Source organism: Aliiglaciecola sp. (assembly GCF_039982535.1).
Taxonomy (GTDB): domain Bacteria; phylum Pseudomonadota; class Gammaproteobacteria; order Enterobacterales; family Alteromonadaceae; genus Aliiglaciecola.
This window is the reverse complement of the sequence record NZ_JBDWYG010000024.1, coordinates 1-17762: the sequence shown is the minus strand read 5'-3', so window position 1 is coordinate 17762 and position 17762 is coordinate 1. Positions and strand designations below refer to the sequence as shown.

Sequence of the window (17762 nt, the reverse complement as noted above, 5' to 3'; positions counted from 1 at the left end):
GAAATTAAACTCTAATATTTTCAATTGTTACTTTCGTTGTCGACTATAAAATTTCAATTTCGACAATCTAGACCTTCATAAAGAGACTTATTCTGATGAATAGTAAACTTTATGAAATATCAAAAGTCAATGTTAATAGATGTTAAATAGTTTTTAAAAAATATCAACTGTTAGGGTTGAAATATCATAAATTGGGTGTAATATGATTTCCAGCTAGCGAATTTGATCATTCAATTAACAAAAAATACAAACACAATTTATGTCGCAGGGTACAAGTATGAAAAAATTGAAAACTAAGTTATCTGTGTTATCCGTCGTGATCGGAAGCACACTTTTAGTCAATGCTCATTCAGCTGAAGTTACAGACGAAAATAACGACGTTGAAGTGATTGAAGTTCGAGGTGGAATTCGAGGCAGCATCGTTAATTCACAAAATTTAAAACGCGGGGCAAGTGGGGTTGTTGATGCAATCACCACCGAAGACCTTGGTAAGTTTACTGACGATAATATTGGTGATGCCATTAACCGTATTCCTGGTGTCCAGATTCAACGCAATAACAATGGTATTTCAGGTGACCGAGCGTCAATCCGCGGCATGGGCCCTCTTTTTGTTAACACTACAGTGAACGGTCGCTCACCTTTATCCCATGGTGATGAAGGCATCCAAAATATTCGCCAGTTCAACCTTGATGTTATCCCATCGGAAATTATTAGTGGTGTTGTTGTTCGTAAAACGCCTTCTGCTGAAACCATAGAGGGTGGTATTGGTGGTTCAATTGAATTAGAAACACTCAAACCGTTAAATTCATTGAGCTCATTTAAAGATGGCCGCAATTATTTTGGGGCAGCGACGATTTCTGGTTATCACGACAGTCAAACCAGTGAAGTTGCACCTAAATTATCTGGCATCTTCGGGTTTAAAAATGACGACGATACTATTGCTGGTTACGTTTCCGCGATTATCTCTGATGCGGATTATTCAGTAGATGAAGTCTTCACAAGGGCGCAAGAAAGAGATCTGCAATTAGATACAACTGGCGATGGACAGGCCGATACAATTCGTGAAGATGTGCTGTCTCATACTCGAATTTCCTATAATGCCATTCGTGGCAGCAAAGAGCGTCAGTCTATTTCGGCAGGGGTACAATGGAAAATTAATGATAGTTTAGAGTTAACTGTTGATGGGTATACTTCAAGTTTTGACGTTTATTCTCAGCGTCCTACCTTAGATGTCTTCTTCGATTACAGTGGTGTATTCGGTCCTGGTGCTATCGATATTGAAAACAATTTTGTGCAAGGTATAGATGCATCTAAAGTGGTTGGCGGTAGCGGCATTTATTTGAGTCCATTCGACTTATTGTTCGACAATTTGTCTGATAACTCTACCGTCGGTTTTAATCTAATATGGGGAAAATACAGTGACTTTACCCTAGAAGCCGATTACTCCTATTCAACGGTAGATTTTAAACAGGATTTAAGACTTGGTATTTTTGAGTCAAATATCAACACTGTGCTTGATCAAAGTCAGATTACATTTGATGGCACAGGTGATGTACCGTCGTTTACCTTTGGTGCCGATGCCAACGATCCCGCGTCATATGACAGTATCGGGGCCTTCGTTCGTGAACGGGAAGGGGATTCGGATAAACATGCATTTAAATTAGATGGAAAACTCTATATCAACGAAAATTTAACTGCAAAAGGTGGTGTGCGTTATACCACAGCGGAAATTGATATTCGTGAAGCCAGTGCCTTTGGTCTGATTTTTGATGATGAAGCCTTAGAATCAGCGACTTTCGATGGTTCCTTAACAGAAGTGTTGTTCCCTGGGGAGAACCTGGGATATAACCAGTTTTTGCTTGCCGATTATGATGCGCAATTAGCTGCTTATCCGGATATATTTGGCTTAAGTGCAGATAGAAGCTCCTTCGATTCTCCGTTGTACGATGTGGTTGATGGCGCTATGCCATTGGATAGAGCCAGTTCTTTTGTAGTGGAAGAAGATACCTTAGCATTTTATGTGCAATTGGATTTCAACGGTGAGTTTGGTTCGTCTGATTTACCCTTTAGCGGGAATGTCGGCTTACGTGCAGTAGAAACCGATCGCGATGTATATGGTTTCCAAAATGTGCGAGTTGTGCACCCCGTTGCAGGCCAAATTAGTGCAGAATATGTACCATCAACAGTCAGTAATGACGGTTGGGAATACTTACCTAGTGCCAACTTAATGGTTGAGCTAAGTGACGACATGCAACTGCGCTTTGGTATCTCTAAATCCATGTCTCAGCCTGAATATACTGACTTAAAGTCAAATGGAACCGTAGACTTTGTTGACCCATCTGCATCTGGGTATGATCCCACGATTAACCCGACGGCAGAAATTGGTAACCCAAATTTGAAGCCATATACCGCATGGTCATTTGATTCAACTTTTGAATATTACACTCAAAATGACGGTGCTATTTATGCCAGTCTGTTCTACAAAGATGTGTCTAACTTTGTCCTGCGTGAAGCGCGCTCTGATGTGCAGTTAGAAGGTTTCGGTGATCAGCTTTTTGATGTAACTCAACCGGTAAATGTATCTAGCGGTGAAGTTAAAGGTATTGAACTGGGTACCAATATGCCGATTACTGAATTCTTTGGGATTCAAGCTAACTATACATTTGTTGATTCGAGTTTTGATAACCCAGAAAACAATCCTTTATTAAGCTACGGTTTCCCTGGCTCGTCTGAAAATAACTTTAATACCACTGTGTATTATGAAACAGATAAATTCGGAGCAAGGCTAGCCTATGTTTATCGTGATGAGTTCTTCCAAGCCCTAGGTGGTGGTTTTGACCGAGCTAACCAACCTGCGTTTAGTGAAGCGACTGCCCAAGTGGACATTAACCTGTCGTATAACGTAAATGAAAACGTCGAGTTAATTTTAAATGTTATCAATGCCACCGAAGAAAACGCTAGGAATTACATTGTAGATGAATCTAACTTCCGTGATTATGTCACCAGAAGCCGTACAGTTGTTTTTGCCGTCAGAGGTAACTTTTAATTAGAGGGAAGTACATAAATGAGTGTCCGCCTGGACACTCATTTTGTAACTAAATCATCATGAATGTAGAAGTATCACTCCACTCCATCGATTTTTATGTCATTGCCATATACGTCATTTTATTAATGGCTATCGGCCTTTTTGTTTCGTTACGGCAATCAAAAGATGCCTCACTTTTTGTGGGCGATAAAAGTGTTGGTTTTGCCAGTATTGGCATGTCTATTTGGGGGACTAATATTGGTCCGTCATTTCTTATTGCCAGTTTTGGCGCAGCGTACGGCTCAGGTATGTTGATTGCTAATTTTGAGTGGATGGCATGGATATTTATGCTGCTACTGGCCATGGTATTTACACCATACTATTTGAGTTTAAATGTCACGACCATCCCACAAATTATCAAACGCCGTTTCGGCGAGACCATGTACCGCTTATTAACTGCTTATTCGCTGTTGACTGTGGTGGTGGTTTGGCTTGGTGGTGGTTTATATGTTGGCGGTCTGTTGTTTTCACAATTTACTGGTTGGGAATTGTGGCAGTCGGTTTTATTGTTGCTAGTTATCGCTACCAGTTTTACTGTGGTAGGGGGCTTAGCCGCAGTAATTGTGACCGACGCATTTCAAACTGTGTTAATGATAGTGGGAATGGCCGCCTTAACCTTAATTGGTTTGTACGAAGTGGGGGGGATAGGAGAGCTTGTTAGCAAAGCCCCTGCTGAATATTGGTCACTGATTGATTTAGAGTCAGAAGAGGTACCCTGGACAGCATTTATCTTAGGTTATCCTATAATGGCTGTGTGGTTTTGGTGTACTGACCAAACCATCGTTCAACGTGTCTTTGCCGCAAAAGATCTGCCAACTGCACAAAAAGGTGTGTTCCTTGCCGCAGCCTTAAAAATTCTTCCACCTTTTATCTTTATTTTGCCAGGCATTTTATTTTATATCCTCAATCCAGGTATCGAAAATACCGACGGTGCCTTTATTTCCATGGTGAGTGAATACATGCCCGTAGGGTTCAGAGGGTTAATGATTGCGGTTTTGATGGCTGCATTAATTAGTACCTTAGACTCAGGATTAAACTCTTTTAGTACTATTTTTACCTTAGATATCTATGAACCTATGATTAAAAAAGGTGAAAAACTATCCCTAAAAGAAACCCGTTTAGTGGGCCGTATCGTTACTGTTGTTGCCAGTATATTTGCTTTTATCTGGGCTATAGCAATGGAAGGGGTTGCTAGTAACTTGTTTGAGTTGCTGCAAAGTTTAATCGCGTTTTTAGCCCCGCCTTTAACTACCTTGTTTCTAATTGGTTTGTTTTGGCATCGAGTAACAGCTAAGGCGGCAATCTATAGTTTTGTCATTGGCTGTGTTACTTGTATTAGTGTTGGTTTGCTTAGTGTCAATGGCAACACCTTAGGATTGTTTGAGGCTTGGCCACACTTTCTTACTCTGTCGTTCTTATTGTTTGTATTCACATCTTTATTAACTATTGTACTGTCTCTATTAACTCAACATTCTGCAGAAGAGGAGCTACTTCCAAGCTTTAAAGAAATGGCCAGTAAAAGGGATAGTAAATCTAAACAACAATCAAAAAATATTTGGCGGGCATGGGGAATACTAGCCTTGGTGATGGTCTCCCTGTATGTCGGCTTTGAGTATTTGGCGAGCCAAAATGGTTCTACAGCAGTGAAGGAAAGTCAAAACACTATTCCAGCGGCCCCTGAAGTGTCGGTTTATCGCGGCACAAGCCCTATTTTTGATGGCCATGTCAAACCAGAAGAATATGCAGATGCCACAAAATTAAGTGGTATCGAATATTGGACATCGCAATTTTCCCCAGTCAAAGATAGTCAAGATCTCAATGGTAATGTATGGCTAAAACATGATGGTGAGTTTCTATATTTTGCCTTTGATATTAATGACAACCTACTTTACGGGTTCGATACACCAAGGTGGTTACCAGCGGAAAATGAAAAAGCTCATGAATTAACACGAGAGGGTTTTCCATGGTTTGGTGATGGGGTTGAAGTTTTAATCAATGCCGAGAATCAATGGAGTAAACAAGACGGGCAATTAAACAAAGGTAATGGCCACAGTTGGCAGATGGTTGTGAGTACCCATAAATCTAGACTCCATGGCATTGGCCAAGGTGGACTATTGGAAGGTGAAGAACGTTCAATAGAAAGTGCTTGGAACAATTACCAACAGTGGATTCTTGCAGGTGCTATGGAGGCAAAAGTACAGATAAAAGCAGATAATAGCGGCTATACCATTGAATGGAGAATCAAACCCGAGCCTACCTTAGAAATAGCCCCTGGGGAATTTTGGCATGCAGATATGCCCATCACTAAAATGGGCTTCAACATAGCGATTGCTGATTTGGATAATAAACAAGACGGTGAAGGGAATTGGGGCAATTTTCACCATGAGAACTGGTGGTCCGGTAATAGAAACAAACCCACATGGTTAAAAAATTGGGGAACCATGGTCTTACATGGTGATTTTAGACCCGAAGTGCCGGAAAACTAAAAATAACCGAGATAAAACGATGTCGAATATAGCAACCAATGTAATCGGTAAAACCGATCTGAAGGTGACCGCACTGGGGATGGGGGCAGCGTCTTTAGGCAATCTATACCAGCCTATATCTGACCATGATGCACGGCAAACCTTGGATGCAGCGGTTGCAGCAGGGGTTAATCTGTTCGATACCGCGCCAAGATATGGCTTAGGGCTCAGCGAAAGACGCCTAGGTGATGCACTACGAACTGTTCCTAAGTCAGACTACGTTATTTCAACCAAAGTGGGAAGAATCTTGAAACCCGATCAGCATGCTGATGTATCTCAACTGCGTTATGGCTTTCACACGCCAATGCCCTTCGATGCCCATTACGATTATACCTATAGTGGCATAATGCGTTCCTTTGAAGACAGTTTACAGCGCCTCGGGCTGGCACAAATTGACGTATTACTAGTCCATGATATTGGGCAAGATACCCACGCCGCGCAAGACGCTTTTTACTACCAACAACTTTCCTCAAGTGGTTACAAAGCGTTAGACGAACTTAGATCCCAGGGAGTTATAAAAGCTGTTGGCCTTGGGGTAAATGAAACCGAGGTGTGTGAACGGGTGATGGAACTGGGTCAGTTTGACTGTTTTTTATTGGCTGGCCGTTATTCTTTGTTAGAACAGAATCCGTTAAATAGCTTTTTAACTAAATGCACAGCTCACGGAGCTTCGATCATTTTAGGAGGCCCATACAACTCTGGTATTTTAGCCACTGGGGTCAAAGACAATCCCAAACCTTATTATAACTATCAGCCTGCGCCTAAGGCCATTATTGACAAAGTGGCACAAATCGAAGGCCTTTGTGCTGAATTTGAGGTCGATCTAGCCGCAGCAGCCTTACAATTTCCCTTGGCACATCCAGCGGTCGCAACTGTAATCCCTGGTATTGATAGTGCAGCTCGCATGGCACAAACCATTAACTTGTTCGAACAAGCCATACCGCAAGAGTTTTGGGTAAGTTTACAATCAAAAGGCTTAGTGCGTGCTGATGCCCCTTTACCTATGGGCAAACCCTAAATGTTCGAAACCAAAGCTTGGCCATTAGGCAACCAGAAAATAGTCGATAGTCATTTTCATATCTGGCAGTTAACGCGCGCTGACTATCACTGGCTAACACCAGATATAATCGAGCTATACCAGGATTTTAGCCCCCAAGACTATCAACACGTAAGCCACCCAATGAATGTCGAAAAAAAGGTGGTTATTCAAGCTGCAGCAACCGACTCGGAAACCGACTATTTGTTATCTATGGCCGATGCTCAGGGTATTTCTGGGGTGGTTGGCTGGATAGATTTTGAGTCTGCAAGGGAAAAAGTGCTAAAGCGTTTAGCCCAATTAGCCAAGCAACCAACCTTCAAGGGTGTACGCCCGATGTTGCAGGATATTGACGATTCCAATTGGATTTTAAACCCTAATTTTCAGCCTATTTTTAGCTATCTTCACCAGCAGAAACTGAGTTTTGATGCGCTGGTGCGAACATCACAACTGTCAGCCATCAATACACTTGCGCGCCAGTATCCCACCTTGAAAATCGTCATTGATCATTGTGCCAAACCGAATATCGCTGATAACGAGTTTGATGAGTGGGCGCAAAGAATAAGCGCTTTTGTGGCTCTTGAAAATGTGTTTATTAAAGTCTCTGGGCTGACCCTTGAAGCCAATGAACATCAACAACATGCTGAAGATTTTGAAGCGTATTTTAAACATGTATATCAAACATTTGGTGCAAGTCGCATGATGTGGGGGAGTGACTGGCCAGTGTTAAATTTAAAGAGTAACTATTCAGATTGGATGCAAATCTGTCAAACCTTAACAAAGCCGTTTAGTCCGCAAGAGCTAGAGGATTTTTGGTCAGCTAGCGCTACGAAATTTTATAACCTAGGTAAGTAGATTATTAAGCTATGAAAAAAAACATGAATAAGCAAAAAGTATCAGTGGTCACCGGTGGTGGAAGTGGTATCGGTTTTGCCGTTTGTCAGGCTTTGGCTGCAGAAGGGCATAAAGTCATCGTCGTTGATTTATCGGCAGAGGCGAGTGAAGCCGCGGCTCAAGCTATTTTGTCGGCAGGGGGAGAGGCTCAGGCATTAACTTTAGATGTGACCAATCATCAACAGGTCAATCAAGGTTTTGCACATTTAGTGGAGCAACACGGACGTATTGATGTATTGGTCAATAATGCTGGAATTGGCTCAATTGGAACCCTAGAGGAAACCTCTGAAAGCGAACTAGATAAAGTCTACCAGGTGAATGTGAAGGGAGTTTACAACTGTGCATTTGCCTGCATTTCCCATATGAAAAAACAACAGTCAGGTGTGATTGTGAATATGGCCTCTATTGCTTCTAGTGTGGGGATTCCAGACCGGTTTGCCTACTCCATGAGCAAAGGTGCTGTATTAACCATGACCTATTCTATTGCGAAAGATTATGTCGAAGACGGGATCCGTTGTAACTGTGTTGCCCCCGCACGTGTTCATACGCCGTTTGTGGATAATTATTTAGAAAATAATTATCCAGATAACAAACAGGAAATGTTTGAAAAACTGTCTAAGACTCAGCCAATAGGTCGCATGGCCAAGCCTGAAGAAGTCGCCGCACTGGTAAAATATTTATGTTCAGATGAGGCCAGTTTTATTACTGGCAGCAATTTTCCAATCGACGGTGGTTTTGTCACCATAAACAACTAATAGGGAGCGAAAATGAAATTATTACGGTTTGGTGCACAAGGCCAAGAAGCACCAGGGATCTTAGATGGAAACGCGCAAATTCGTGATTTGTCGTCGGTGCTTGATGATATTGATGGTGTGACCTTACAACCTGAATTACTGGACAAAATTAAAGGCCTTGATTTAACCAGTTTACCCATTGTTGATGGAGATGTGCGATTAGGCGCATGTGTTAATAAAGTTGGGAAATTTATCTGTATTGGGCTTAATTATGCCGATCATGCCGCCGAGTCAAATATGCCTATCCCCACCGAGCCGGAAGTATTTTCTAAATTTACCAGCGCAATTTGTGGGCCTAATGATGACATAATCAAACCGAAAAATAGTGACAAGTTAGATTGGGAAGTTGAGCTGGCTATTGTGATTGGTAAGAAAGCATCTTATGTGTCTGAGAATGACGCAGCGGATCATATTGCTGGTTATTGTGTGTGTAACGATGTATCTGAAAGAACCTTCCAGTTAGAGCGCGGTAACCAATGGGATAAAGGTAAAGGGTGTGACAGCTTCGGGCCACTGGGTCCTTATTTAGTCACTGCCGATGAAGTGGCGGATCCTCATAATTTAGGCATGTGGCTTGACGTAAATGGCAAACGTTTCCAAGATGGCAGCACCAAAACCATGATTTTTAAACCTGCTTTCATCGTCAGCTACCTTAGTCAGTTTTGTACCTTAGAGCCGGGCGATGTTATCTCCACTGGCACACCACCAGGCGTTGGTCTTGGTCAAAAACCACCTATCTACCTTAATGTCGGTGACAAAGTAACTCTAGGCATTGCCGGTTTAGGTAGCCAGTCACAAACGGTTGTTGCCCACAGTTAATTGGTTACTAGTTACTGCTAATGAGTATACGACCTAAGGGTGTTAAATATCTTCCTAAAGGGAGTTAGGCAAGCCAAGCTTAATTCCCTTTTTTGCGAATTTAAAGCCAAGGCCTTGTGGTTATGTCCAAAAGCTAAACATACTTACTATCTTTAATGGCTATCTTCGTGGGCTATCTTCATGGACAGCCATCAATCTCCATCTTTATGGACAGCTACCCCTTGCCCAATGCCCCTTTGCTCTTGGTAGGGTGATTTTAGCCTCGCAACAGGGTAAACTGCGCCGGATCAGCTTTATGGTATGTACTTTTAATTCAATCCTTATTGTACTTGGGTATACGTAAGCGCTGGCGGGGGATAGCCCCAATTAACAGAGCAGGGCATGTGTTCCTTGGCTTTTATTTGTTCACAGATTTTTCCTAAACCCTTGGAATAAAAACAAATATGAAAATTTTATACGAAGACTCGATGCCCTATGCCGAGCACTTTTTCTCACGCCTTGGTGATATTCAGTCATTCTCAAGTCAAACCTTAACACCTGATGACCTTACGGATATCGACGTTTTATTGGTGCGCTCAACAACCAAAGTAACCGAACAATTACTTAGCAAAGCACAAAAGTTGAAATACGTTGCCACTGCAACCGCTGGTTCTGACCACATTGATAAACCTATGTTAGCGGCAAAGTCTATTCCTTGGGGCAGTGCGGCAGGCTGCAATGCAATTGCGGTGGCAGAATATGTGTTGAGTTGTTTAGTCAATGAGTATGCAGACTGCTTGACTGATTTAGCAGATAAAACCGTTGGAATTGTGGGGGCAGGTCATGTTGGTACCCAACTCGATAAACGTTTACAGGTATTGGGTATAAAAACTAAATTATGTGATCCGCCATTACAAAAAGCCGGTGATACAAGACGTTTTTACGCCTTCGAGGAGATCTGTCAGTGTGACATTATTAGCTTGCACGTGCCTTTTGTTACTGAGGGGGAAGATGCTACCCACCACATGTTTGATCATGAAAGGTTATCTAACCTGCAAGACAACCAATTATTAATCAACGCCTGTCGTGGTGAAGTAATTGATAATCAAGCTGCTAAAAGCCTGTTACAACAAGGTAAGGCACTGCGTCTGAATATGGACGTATGGGAAAATGAACCAGGGATTGATTTTGACTTGGTTCCTCACTGCCGAATTGCCACCGCCCATATTGCGGGTCATACCATTGAAGGTAAGGCAAGAGGAACCTATATGTTGTATGAGCAGTTGTGTCAGCGATTTAACTTGCCTCAGGAATTGAATTTTAAAAGCTGTTTGCCGGCTGCGGAAACCATCGAAATTAAACACTTATCTGATAAAAGCAAATTCGAACAAGTCAGTGCCGCCATTTTGAGTACTTACGATGTTAAAATGGATAGTGATTCGTTCAAACAAGGGGTGAAATCTGCTGCAGACTTCGTTTATAGCCGAAAACACTATGCTATAAGAAGAGAATTTGCATCTGTTACCTTAAAAACTGGAAATTTAGACATTTCCGAGGCACTCTACGGCCTTGGTTTTAATACCATTGGAGAGTAGGCTAATTGTTTATTCAGTATTAGCTTAATTTGATTATATTTTTTGGAGTAATGCACTAATGTCTCGCGCTTTTGATGTTGCTGTTTTAGGGGCAACTGGTTTAGTTGGTCAACACATGATTGAAATTCTCGAACAACGAGGATTTCCGGTTAATAAATTGTATCCATTGGCGAGCAGTCGCTCTGCGGGTGGTAAAGTGACCTTCAAGGGCAAAGAGATTACCGTATTAGATGCAGATACCTTCGATTGGTCTAGCGTTCAATTGGGCTTTTTCTCTGCTGGTGGCAGTGTGTCTGAAATTTTCGCACCAAAAGCCGCAGAAGCGGGTTGTGTCGTTATCGACAACACTTCACATTATCGTTACGAACCTGATATTCCATTAGTTGTGCCAGAGGTTAACCCTCACGCTTTAGCTGATTTTAGAAATCGTAATATCATTGCCAACCCTAATTGCTCAACTATCCAAATGATGGTGGCTTTAAAGCCTATTCAAGACGCAGTTGGCATTGCGCGTATTAACGTTTCAACGTATCAGTCTGTTTCTGGCGCAGGTAAATCTGCAATGGAAGAGTTGGCTAAACAAACTACAGACTTGTTGAGTGGCAGAGAAATCACTCCTAAAGCCTTTAGTCGCCAAATTGCCTTTAATGTTATCCCACAAATTGATGTGTTCATGGACAATGACTACACCAAAGAAGAAATGAAAATGGTTTGGGAAACGCAAAAAATAATGGGTGATGATTCTATTTTGGTCAACGCTACTGCTGTACGAGTACCGGTATTCTTTGGCCATGGCGAAGCCATCCATTTAGAGACTCATTCACCGTTGGATGCAGAAGATGCTAAACGATTATTAGCCGATGCCCCTGGCGTTAAGTTGCTAGAGAACCCAGAAGACTTCCCAACTCAAGTTGGTGACGCTAGCGGTCAGGACGAAACATTTGTTGGTCGAGTACGAAATGATATCTCTCATCCAAATGGTTTAAACATGTGGGTCGTGTCTGACAATGTCAGAAAAGGTGCGGCTTTGAACAGTGTTCAAATAGCAGAAGTACTGGTTCGAGATTACATGTAAGAATAGGTTTATGTTTAAAAGGTCAGACTCATGTCTGGCCTTTTTTTTGATTTATTTTTAGTAATTTACAGCTATGCCGATAACTAAAGATAACGTTATATATTAATCACCAATTGACGTTTTAATCGATTAAAAGCAGCTATATGATGCTTAATGTTCTATCTATGTAGATCATCGTTGTTATGTGGTTTATATTTGTGGTAATTGATACTGATTAAAGACATTGGTTTGGAATGAGTTTTGCTTATTCCTCATATTATGATTCTCTACGATAGCTTAACACCCGTAGGTGCAAGTTAGCGGTTATTAGTTAGAGACGGATTTTTAATACTAATTTTATGGAATTGGTCACATTTTTGTGAGCAAAAAATAATAATTATTACAGGGCGACGACTTAATTATATGAATGTGCGACAGGTAGCGTTTTTACTATTTGCCAGCGTAGGACTTTTGTCTATTAGCGCCACTATTGATGCCCAACAATTACAAATTAGAGGGCCTAAGAGTAATACGGCTGAGCTTTCAGGTAGTACCTATGGTCCAGTGGTGCCAGCAGATACGCTATGGCGAATAGCCAGCAAATACCGTCAGAATAAAAACCTCTCTGTTTATCAGGTGATGCAGGCCATTTACCAACTCAATCCTGATGCCTTTGAAGATCAAAATTTTAATCATTTAGTTGATGGCAGTATTCTGAAGCTTCCTTCAGAACGTTATGTGGCTAGAATTGATCCTAAAGCTGCACAAATGAAAGCGGAACAGGATGATAATGCTTGGCGAGCTTTCACAAAAGGTGAAACCCAGCAAGTTATCGTCAAAACTTCCCAAGAAGCAGCAAGTAAAGATGATCTAACAGAAACCAAGCAAGTCATTGAAGAAAAACTCAGTGCCCTTGATGCGGAACAAAATCGCCAGTTCACGGCAATTCGGCAGCAATTTGCCGAGTCAATCGAAAGTGTACAAACCCTGCTTAATGAAAATCGTAAGTTAGTTGACCGTTTAGATACCGTTGACACTGAAATTAGTAGTTTACGCGGACGCGTTGATGAAGAGTTGCAAGTGCAAATGGACCAAATGTTGGCACTGCAAAACGAATTATTAGCTATCTCTCGAGAGGCAGAAAGCCAGCGCAAAGCTGAGATGGAAAAGAGTAGTTTTGCATGGTTGACCGATCCATTATTTCTTATCCTTCTATCTGTATTGTTGACTATTAGTTTGCTTGGTGCATTTGCCATGTGGCTAATTCGCCGTAAGCGCCCTGAAGCTGAAAGCGAAGCTATACTTGACGAAAATCACGCCGCTATTTTAGAGCAAAGTGATGAAATGGATGATCTGGCTGATGCATTAACCAACGAGTTAAGCGAAGAGTTAGAAGACAGTGATGATGATTTATTTGGAGATGATGATCTCCTAGATGATGTATTGTCAGAAGAACTAGAAGAGTCATTAGATGCCAATAGTGACGAAAGCTTTGAAGCCTTTGATGATTTAGATGACGACAGTTTAGATCCAGTTATTGAAGAATCCACAACTGACACGGCAGAAGATGACGGTGGTCTGGAAGATGATCTCGATAACCTGTTTGATGAAGATGAGTTACTTGCAGACATTGGAGATGAGTTAGGTGACGCCGATGCTGATTTGGACCCATTAGCAGAACAGAACGATTCCCAAGAATTAGAAAAAGATGATTTAGATTTGTCTGAGTCGAATCTAGATGAAATTGCTAACGATGAAACTGATGAATTAGGCGAATTACCTGATTTAGATATTGATATCCCTGAAGATAAAGCTGACGAAAGTGAGCCTACGACAGACGATTCAGATGTTTCAACTGAGTTACCTGCTGCCAAAATCACGCCACCTGCTATTGATGATGAACCCGACAAACCTGAAATAAGTATCGACGAATTACTTGAGCAACCTCTTTCAGAAGAGGATGAAGACTCTATTATTTCTGATAACTCAGATGTAATGAATGAGGAAATGCTCCAGAGTATCGATAAAGAAATTCATCAGCAAAATGCTCAACTCGATAATATTACCGATGAATTGCTTAATGAAATAGAGCAATTGGAACAAATGGGTGGAATGCTCGACGAAGAGCCGGAATCAATAGAAGAACCTGATCCCACGGAAAGTCAGATGGGAATTCAGGAATTAGATTCGTTATCAGAAAACATTGATGAAGACGATGTTATCGATGATTTAAGCGATGATAGCGGTGAAGAATTAGATATTGCTGATGAGCTTTTCGATACCGTCGACGATGAGGATACTGATTCGTCGAATAATACACAAACTGCTGAGCAGCCTCCAGAACTTGAAGACAACGATAAACTTGATGCTGACGATATTGACGATTTGCTAAATCAACAGAGTGTTGAGGATAGCAGTGTGGAATCTTTATCAGCGGATGAACTCTTGGCTGAGCTTGAAAGTGATAAGCAAGCACAAACAGACGAAATAGCAGCCTCTGACTCTTCTTTATCTGTGGACTCCGAAGATGAACAACCTCAATCAGAAAGGGCCGCTGTTGACGAGACTCAAGACACAGAAGAAGAGCCCGCTGTTGATGAGGTTCAAGATACAGCAGAAGAGCCATCTGTTGACGAGATTCAAGATACAGCAGAAGAGCCCGCTGTTGATGAAGTTCAAGACACATCAGAAGAACCAGTTATTGATGAGGTTCAAGATACAGCAGAAGAACCAGCTGTTGACGAGATTCAAGACACAGTAGAAGAGCCAGCTGTTGACGAGATTCAAGACACAGCAGATCCATTAGAAGCTGAGGATGATTTACCCACAGAATCCAGCTCTGAAAACGACACTACATCATTAGATAGTGATGAAATTGAGGATCTTGACAAAGCATTAGATGATTTCGAACAAGAGGTTGTGTCAGAAGCAACAAGCTTTGATGTTGAGTTAGATGATGACAATCTAGCGCTGCCCGGCGAAGACTCGGATGATATGCAATTAGAGCAGATTATCCCCATCGAGAAAGAAGACGATATTGAAAAAGTCCTTTCTGATTTAGACGAAAAAATACCCAGTATCGATGATATAGATAGTTTATCCACAGACGACTCTGATGGTTTTGATGATGCCGATTTAGATGAAGCTCTGAGAGCTTTCGATGAAGATTATTTAGCTGATCAAGACAGCGCTGCTGATGAAACATCAGCCGAAAAGTCAGAAAACGTCGAATTAGATGATCTGCCTGGATTGGGTGACTGGTTATCGTCTGAAGAAGCAGCCGAAACCAATTCCCTAGATGAGCTTGAAAACACGAGCTTTGATGAGTTGCTCGATAGCATAGATGCCACAGAAGATGACAGCGAAGAAGTCGAATCAATAGATGATAAAGATGCATTATCTAATATAGATAGTGGGTTAGATTTTGATGCACTATTAAACGATGTGGATACTCCATCAACTCAGCATTCAACATCTGAAGCAGCCCCTGAGCAAAAATCGGAAGAAGACTTTTTAGACGTGGATGATTTAATTAAAGAGAGTATCGAAGCTGAAGGAAGCCTTGATATTGATAAAGAGTTAAATCTTGCCGCAGCTTTTGAATCCTATGAAGGTTTTGGTGAGGCTGATGAGGTAGATGTGGATTCAGATAACGGTATTGGTGCTAAGTTAGATTTAGCCCAAGCATATATCGAAACTGATGATATTAGCGCTGCCAAAGAATTACTTGAAGAAGTATTGCAAAAAGGCGACGAGGCACAGCAAGAAGAAGCTAGAGAGTTACTAGGAAAACTTGCTTAAAAGCTTCTCTATGGAATTACTTGGATTAGAGTGATTAGCAAAAGGGGAGTTACAATCTGATCTGGTGTTTTTATGGAAAACAGTTAACTTTCTATTGAATCGTTACCTATCTAAAGGACTGGACGTTCCAGAAGAATGTTGGCCAATAACGTGAGTATAGATTTGCGTTGTTCGTAAGTCGTTATGACCAAGTAATTCTTGTACAGTTCTGATATCAGCACCGGAAAGCAACAGTTGAGTAGCAAACGAGTGCCTAAAAGTATGTGCCGTCACATGCTTTGTAACCTCTGATGCTTTAACTGCTTTCCTTAGCGCTTTGGTTAACGCCGTCCAATGCAAATGATGGCGGCAATAGTAACCATCAACTGGATGCTGACATCTATTTGTTGAAGGAAACAAATACTGCCATTTGAACTCTTTAATCGCATAGGGGTACTTTCTTGCTAGTCCGGAAGGCAAACTCGTTTCACCACCGCCCTCTGCGATGTCCTTCTGGTGAAGCTGCCGAACGGCGTTGATTTGAGTCTTTAGGGAGGCTATTAGATTGTTTGGTAACATCGTGACTCTATCTTTACCGCCTTTTCCTCTGAATACAAAAATACTTTTCGTAGCGAAGTCGATGTCTTTAACTCTAAGTTTAAGCAGTTCAGCTTTACGTAGCCCACAACCGTAAAGTAAGGAAAACATCAGTCGATACTTTTCATTCATCTGACCAATAATGCTCATTGCCTCATCATGACTTAAGACGGTAGGTACTCGTTTAGGCGCTCTAGCACGAACCGTATCCGGTAAAAGCGTTAACTCTCGCTCAAAGACGTGTTTATACATAAACACGATTGAGCACAATGCCAAGTTTTGCGTTGAGGAGGTGACATGTCTGTCAACGGCTAGATGAGTGAGAAATGCAGTAACCTCTTGTTCACCTAAGTCTTTTGGGTGGCGTTTTTGATTAAAAAGAATGAATCGCTTTATCCATACAAGATAGGTTTTCTCAGTCTGAATAGAATAATGCTTAGTCCTCATTATTTTGCGTATATCTTCAAGAAATGGGCTTTGTGCCATGAAATATCTCCAATTCTATAGTTACGTAATTACTGAGATCTCTCAGTAACACGCATTATAAAATTGTTTGGAATGCTCTGTAGCCTGTACTTGGTATGGTTTTAGGTTCAGTTTTTGGTGTGTAATTACTGTGAAGTCTTAGTAAATACAGAAAATGAACACCAATATTATCTAACATATTGAAAAATATAGGATTGTTAAATTCTTAAGGTTGAGATTACTGAGAATTCTCAGTAACACGCTGAATTTCTGATGGTAAAACACATAATATTTAAAGTAAGCTACTGATATAAGTAAAAGAATTGTGGAGGCCAATAGTGAAACTTGATGCGTGTTACTGTGAGGTCTACATAATAAGATGTTAGGCGTCTTGGAGATTTAGGTGGGTAGTCATACACAATTTGGATTTTTATCAGTTTTACTTATCTTAATGATGTTTTTTGCTTATCTTGCATTTAAGCCCCAGCCGCAAGTTTTTGATGTGATAAAAGGTGGTAGATGTCCTCCAAAAGTATTTTGTCATTCCCATTGCAGCAACCATGCTATAGCTATAATTTCGGACAAAAAAGTAAAGTATCGAGGTGAAGTATTTCAAGCTGAAGCTTTAATTGAGCAAATAAAGTTGGCTGACATGGAATGTGGTTCTTATTCGGTGACAATTTTAGCTGATGCAAGAATTAAGCATGGTTTAATAGTAGAGTTAAGCGATAAAATAAAACATGCTTTACCAAATGTAGTTTTAAGTTGGGATAGCAGTGACGCCTAACAAACGCATTAAAGTGGACGCTTAACAGTTGGCTGGCGCTCATTCTTCTCTAAGTTTAGCCAACTGTTATCCGCCATTTATGCGGAGCGTTATACAGCAAGGAAGTATGAGCGAAAAATTCAAACATAATAGCCTTAATTTAGGCTTTTCATCGCTAACAATTATATGTGCTTACTACTTGGGTGTCGGTGGTTTCTTGTTCTGGTTTGGCGGTCTTTTAATTATTCCCGCCATTGCTTTATGGTTTCAGTTTAAGTACTCACTTGGTAATCTAATTGAGCGTTTAGGTACTTCTGTCGTACCTTGGCTAGTTCTTTGCAGTGTTGGTTTATTTTGGGCGTCAAAAACTGAG

At 41.2% G+C, this 17762-nt stretch carries 12 protein-coding genes; 11 read left to right on the top strand and 1 reads right to left on the bottom strand.

The annotated features are described in order from the left end of the window. Nucleotides 1-277: 277 nt before the first annotated feature. From ABJV04_RS05005 to ABJV04_RS04965, 9 genes are all read left to right on the top strand, one after another. Nucleotides 278-3046, top strand: a complete 2769-nt coding sequence (locus ABJV04_RS05005; RefSeq protein WP_348490206.1) for a TonB-dependent receptor — start codon at nt 278-280, stop codon at nt 3044-3046. Nucleotides 3047-3105: 59 nt separating this feature from the next. Further along, nucleotides 3106-5571, top strand: a complete 2466-nt coding sequence (locus tag ABJV04_RS05000) for a sodium/solute symporter (protein WP_348490205.1) — start codon at nt 3106-3108, stop codon at nt 5569-5571. A 19-nt stretch (nt 5572-5590) separates the two neighbouring features. Beyond that, the gene (locus ABJV04_RS04995) at nt 5591-6628 is read left to right on the top strand and encodes an aldo/keto reductase (protein WP_348490204.1); all 1038 of its coding nucleotides are present in this window, start codon (nt 5591-5593) and stop codon (nt 6626-6628) included. Then, nucleotides 6629-7501 carry an amidohydrolase family protein gene (locus ABJV04_RS04990; RefSeq protein ID WP_348490203.1) on the top strand — a complete coding sequence of 291 codons (873 nt, stop codon included), beginning with the start codon at nt 6629-6631 and terminating at the stop codon, nt 7499-7501. Nucleotides 7502-7524: 23 nt separating this feature from the next. After that, complete coding sequence (locus tag ABJV04_RS04985) at nt 7525-8295, top strand: SDR family oxidoreductase (RefSeq protein WP_348490202.1); 771 nt, start codon at nt 7525-7527, stop codon at nt 8293-8295. A gap of 12 nt (nt 8296-8307) precedes the next feature. Beyond that, nucleotides 8308-9153 carry a fumarylacetoacetate hydrolase family protein gene (locus tag ABJV04_RS04980; protein ID WP_348490201.1) on the top strand — a complete coding sequence of 282 codons (846 nt, stop codon included), beginning with the start codon at nt 8308-8310 and terminating at the stop codon, nt 9151-9153. A gap of 443 nt (nt 9154-9596) precedes the next feature. Further along, nucleotides 9597-10727, top strand: a complete 1131-nt coding sequence (locus tag ABJV04_RS04975) for a 4-phosphoerythronate dehydrogenase (protein ID WP_348490200.1) — start codon at nt 9597-9599, stop codon at nt 10725-10727. 58 nt (nt 10728-10785) lie between these two features. Continuing rightward, nucleotides 10786-11802 carry an aspartate-semialdehyde dehydrogenase gene (locus tag ABJV04_RS04970; RefSeq protein WP_348490199.1) on the top strand — a complete coding sequence of 339 codons (1017 nt, stop codon included), beginning with the start codon at nt 10786-10788 and terminating at the stop codon, nt 11800-11802. A 402-nt stretch (nt 11803-12204) separates the two neighbouring features. After that, nucleotides 12205-15582 carry a FimV/HubP family polar landmark protein gene (locus tag ABJV04_RS04965; protein ID WP_348490198.1) on the top strand — a complete coding sequence of 1126 codons (3378 nt, stop codon included), beginning with the start codon at nt 12205-12207 and terminating at the stop codon, nt 15580-15582. A gap of 102 nt (nt 15583-15684) precedes the next feature. Here the strand turns inward: ABJV04_RS04965 and ABJV04_RS04960 are convergent, their stop codons facing one another. After that, a complete protein-coding gene (locus ABJV04_RS04960; RefSeq protein WP_348490197.1) occupies nt 15685-16644 on the bottom strand; it encodes an integron integrase in 960 nt (319 codons plus the stop codon). Between the two features lie 382 nt (nt 16645-17026). Between ABJV04_RS04960 and ABJV04_RS04955 the strand changes: the two genes are divergently transcribed. Together ABJV04_RS04955 and ABJV04_RS04950 are read left to right on the top strand one after the other, a co-directional pair. After that, on the top strand, nt 17027-17410 hold the full coding sequence (locus ABJV04_RS04955) for a hypothetical protein (RefSeq protein WP_348490196.1): 384 nt from the start codon (nt 17027-17029) through the stop codon (nt 17408-17410). A gap of 106 nt (nt 17411-17516) precedes the next feature. Further along, nucleotides 17517-17762: hypothetical protein (locus ABJV04_RS04950; protein WP_348489376.1), on the top strand; the 246-nt coding region annotated here is incomplete at its 3' end.

Coding starts and splice junctions, on each gene's coding strand:
- ABJV04_RS04960 (WP_348490197.1), bottom strand. CDS start 16,644: ATGGCACAAAGCCCATTTCTTGAAGATATACGCAAAATAATGAGGACT.
- ABJV04_RS04970 (WP_348490199.1), top strand. CDS start 10,786: ATGTCTCGCGCTTTTGATGTTGCTGTTTTAGGGGCAACTGGTTTAGTT.
- ABJV04_RS05005 (WP_348490206.1), top strand. CDS start 278: ATGAAAAAATTGAAAACTAAGTTATCTGTGTTATCCGTCGTGATCGGA.
- ABJV04_RS04990 (WP_348490203.1), top strand. CDS start 6,629: ATGTTCGAAACCAAAGCTTGGCCATTAGGCAACCAGAAAATAGTCGAT.
- ABJV04_RS04995 (WP_348490204.1), top strand. CDS start 5,591: ATGTCGAATATAGCAACCAATGTAATCGGTAAAACCGATCTGAAGGTG.
- ABJV04_RS04985 (WP_348490202.1), top strand. CDS start 7,525: ATGAATAAGCAAAAAGTATCAGTGGTCACCGGTGGTGGAAGTGGTATC.
- ABJV04_RS04975 (WP_348490200.1), top strand. CDS start 9,597: ATGAAAATTTTATACGAAGACTCGATGCCCTATGCCGAGCACTTTTTC.
- ABJV04_RS04965 (WP_348490198.1), top strand. CDS start 12,205: ATGAATGTGCGACAGGTAGCGTTTTTACTATTTGCCAGCGTAGGACTT.
- ABJV04_RS05000 (WP_348490205.1), top strand. CDS start 3,106: ATGAATGTAGAAGTATCACTCCACTCCATCGATTTTTATGTCATTGCC.
- ABJV04_RS04980 (WP_348490201.1), top strand. CDS start 8,308: ATGAAATTATTACGGTTTGGTGCACAAGGCCAAGAAGCACCAGGGATC.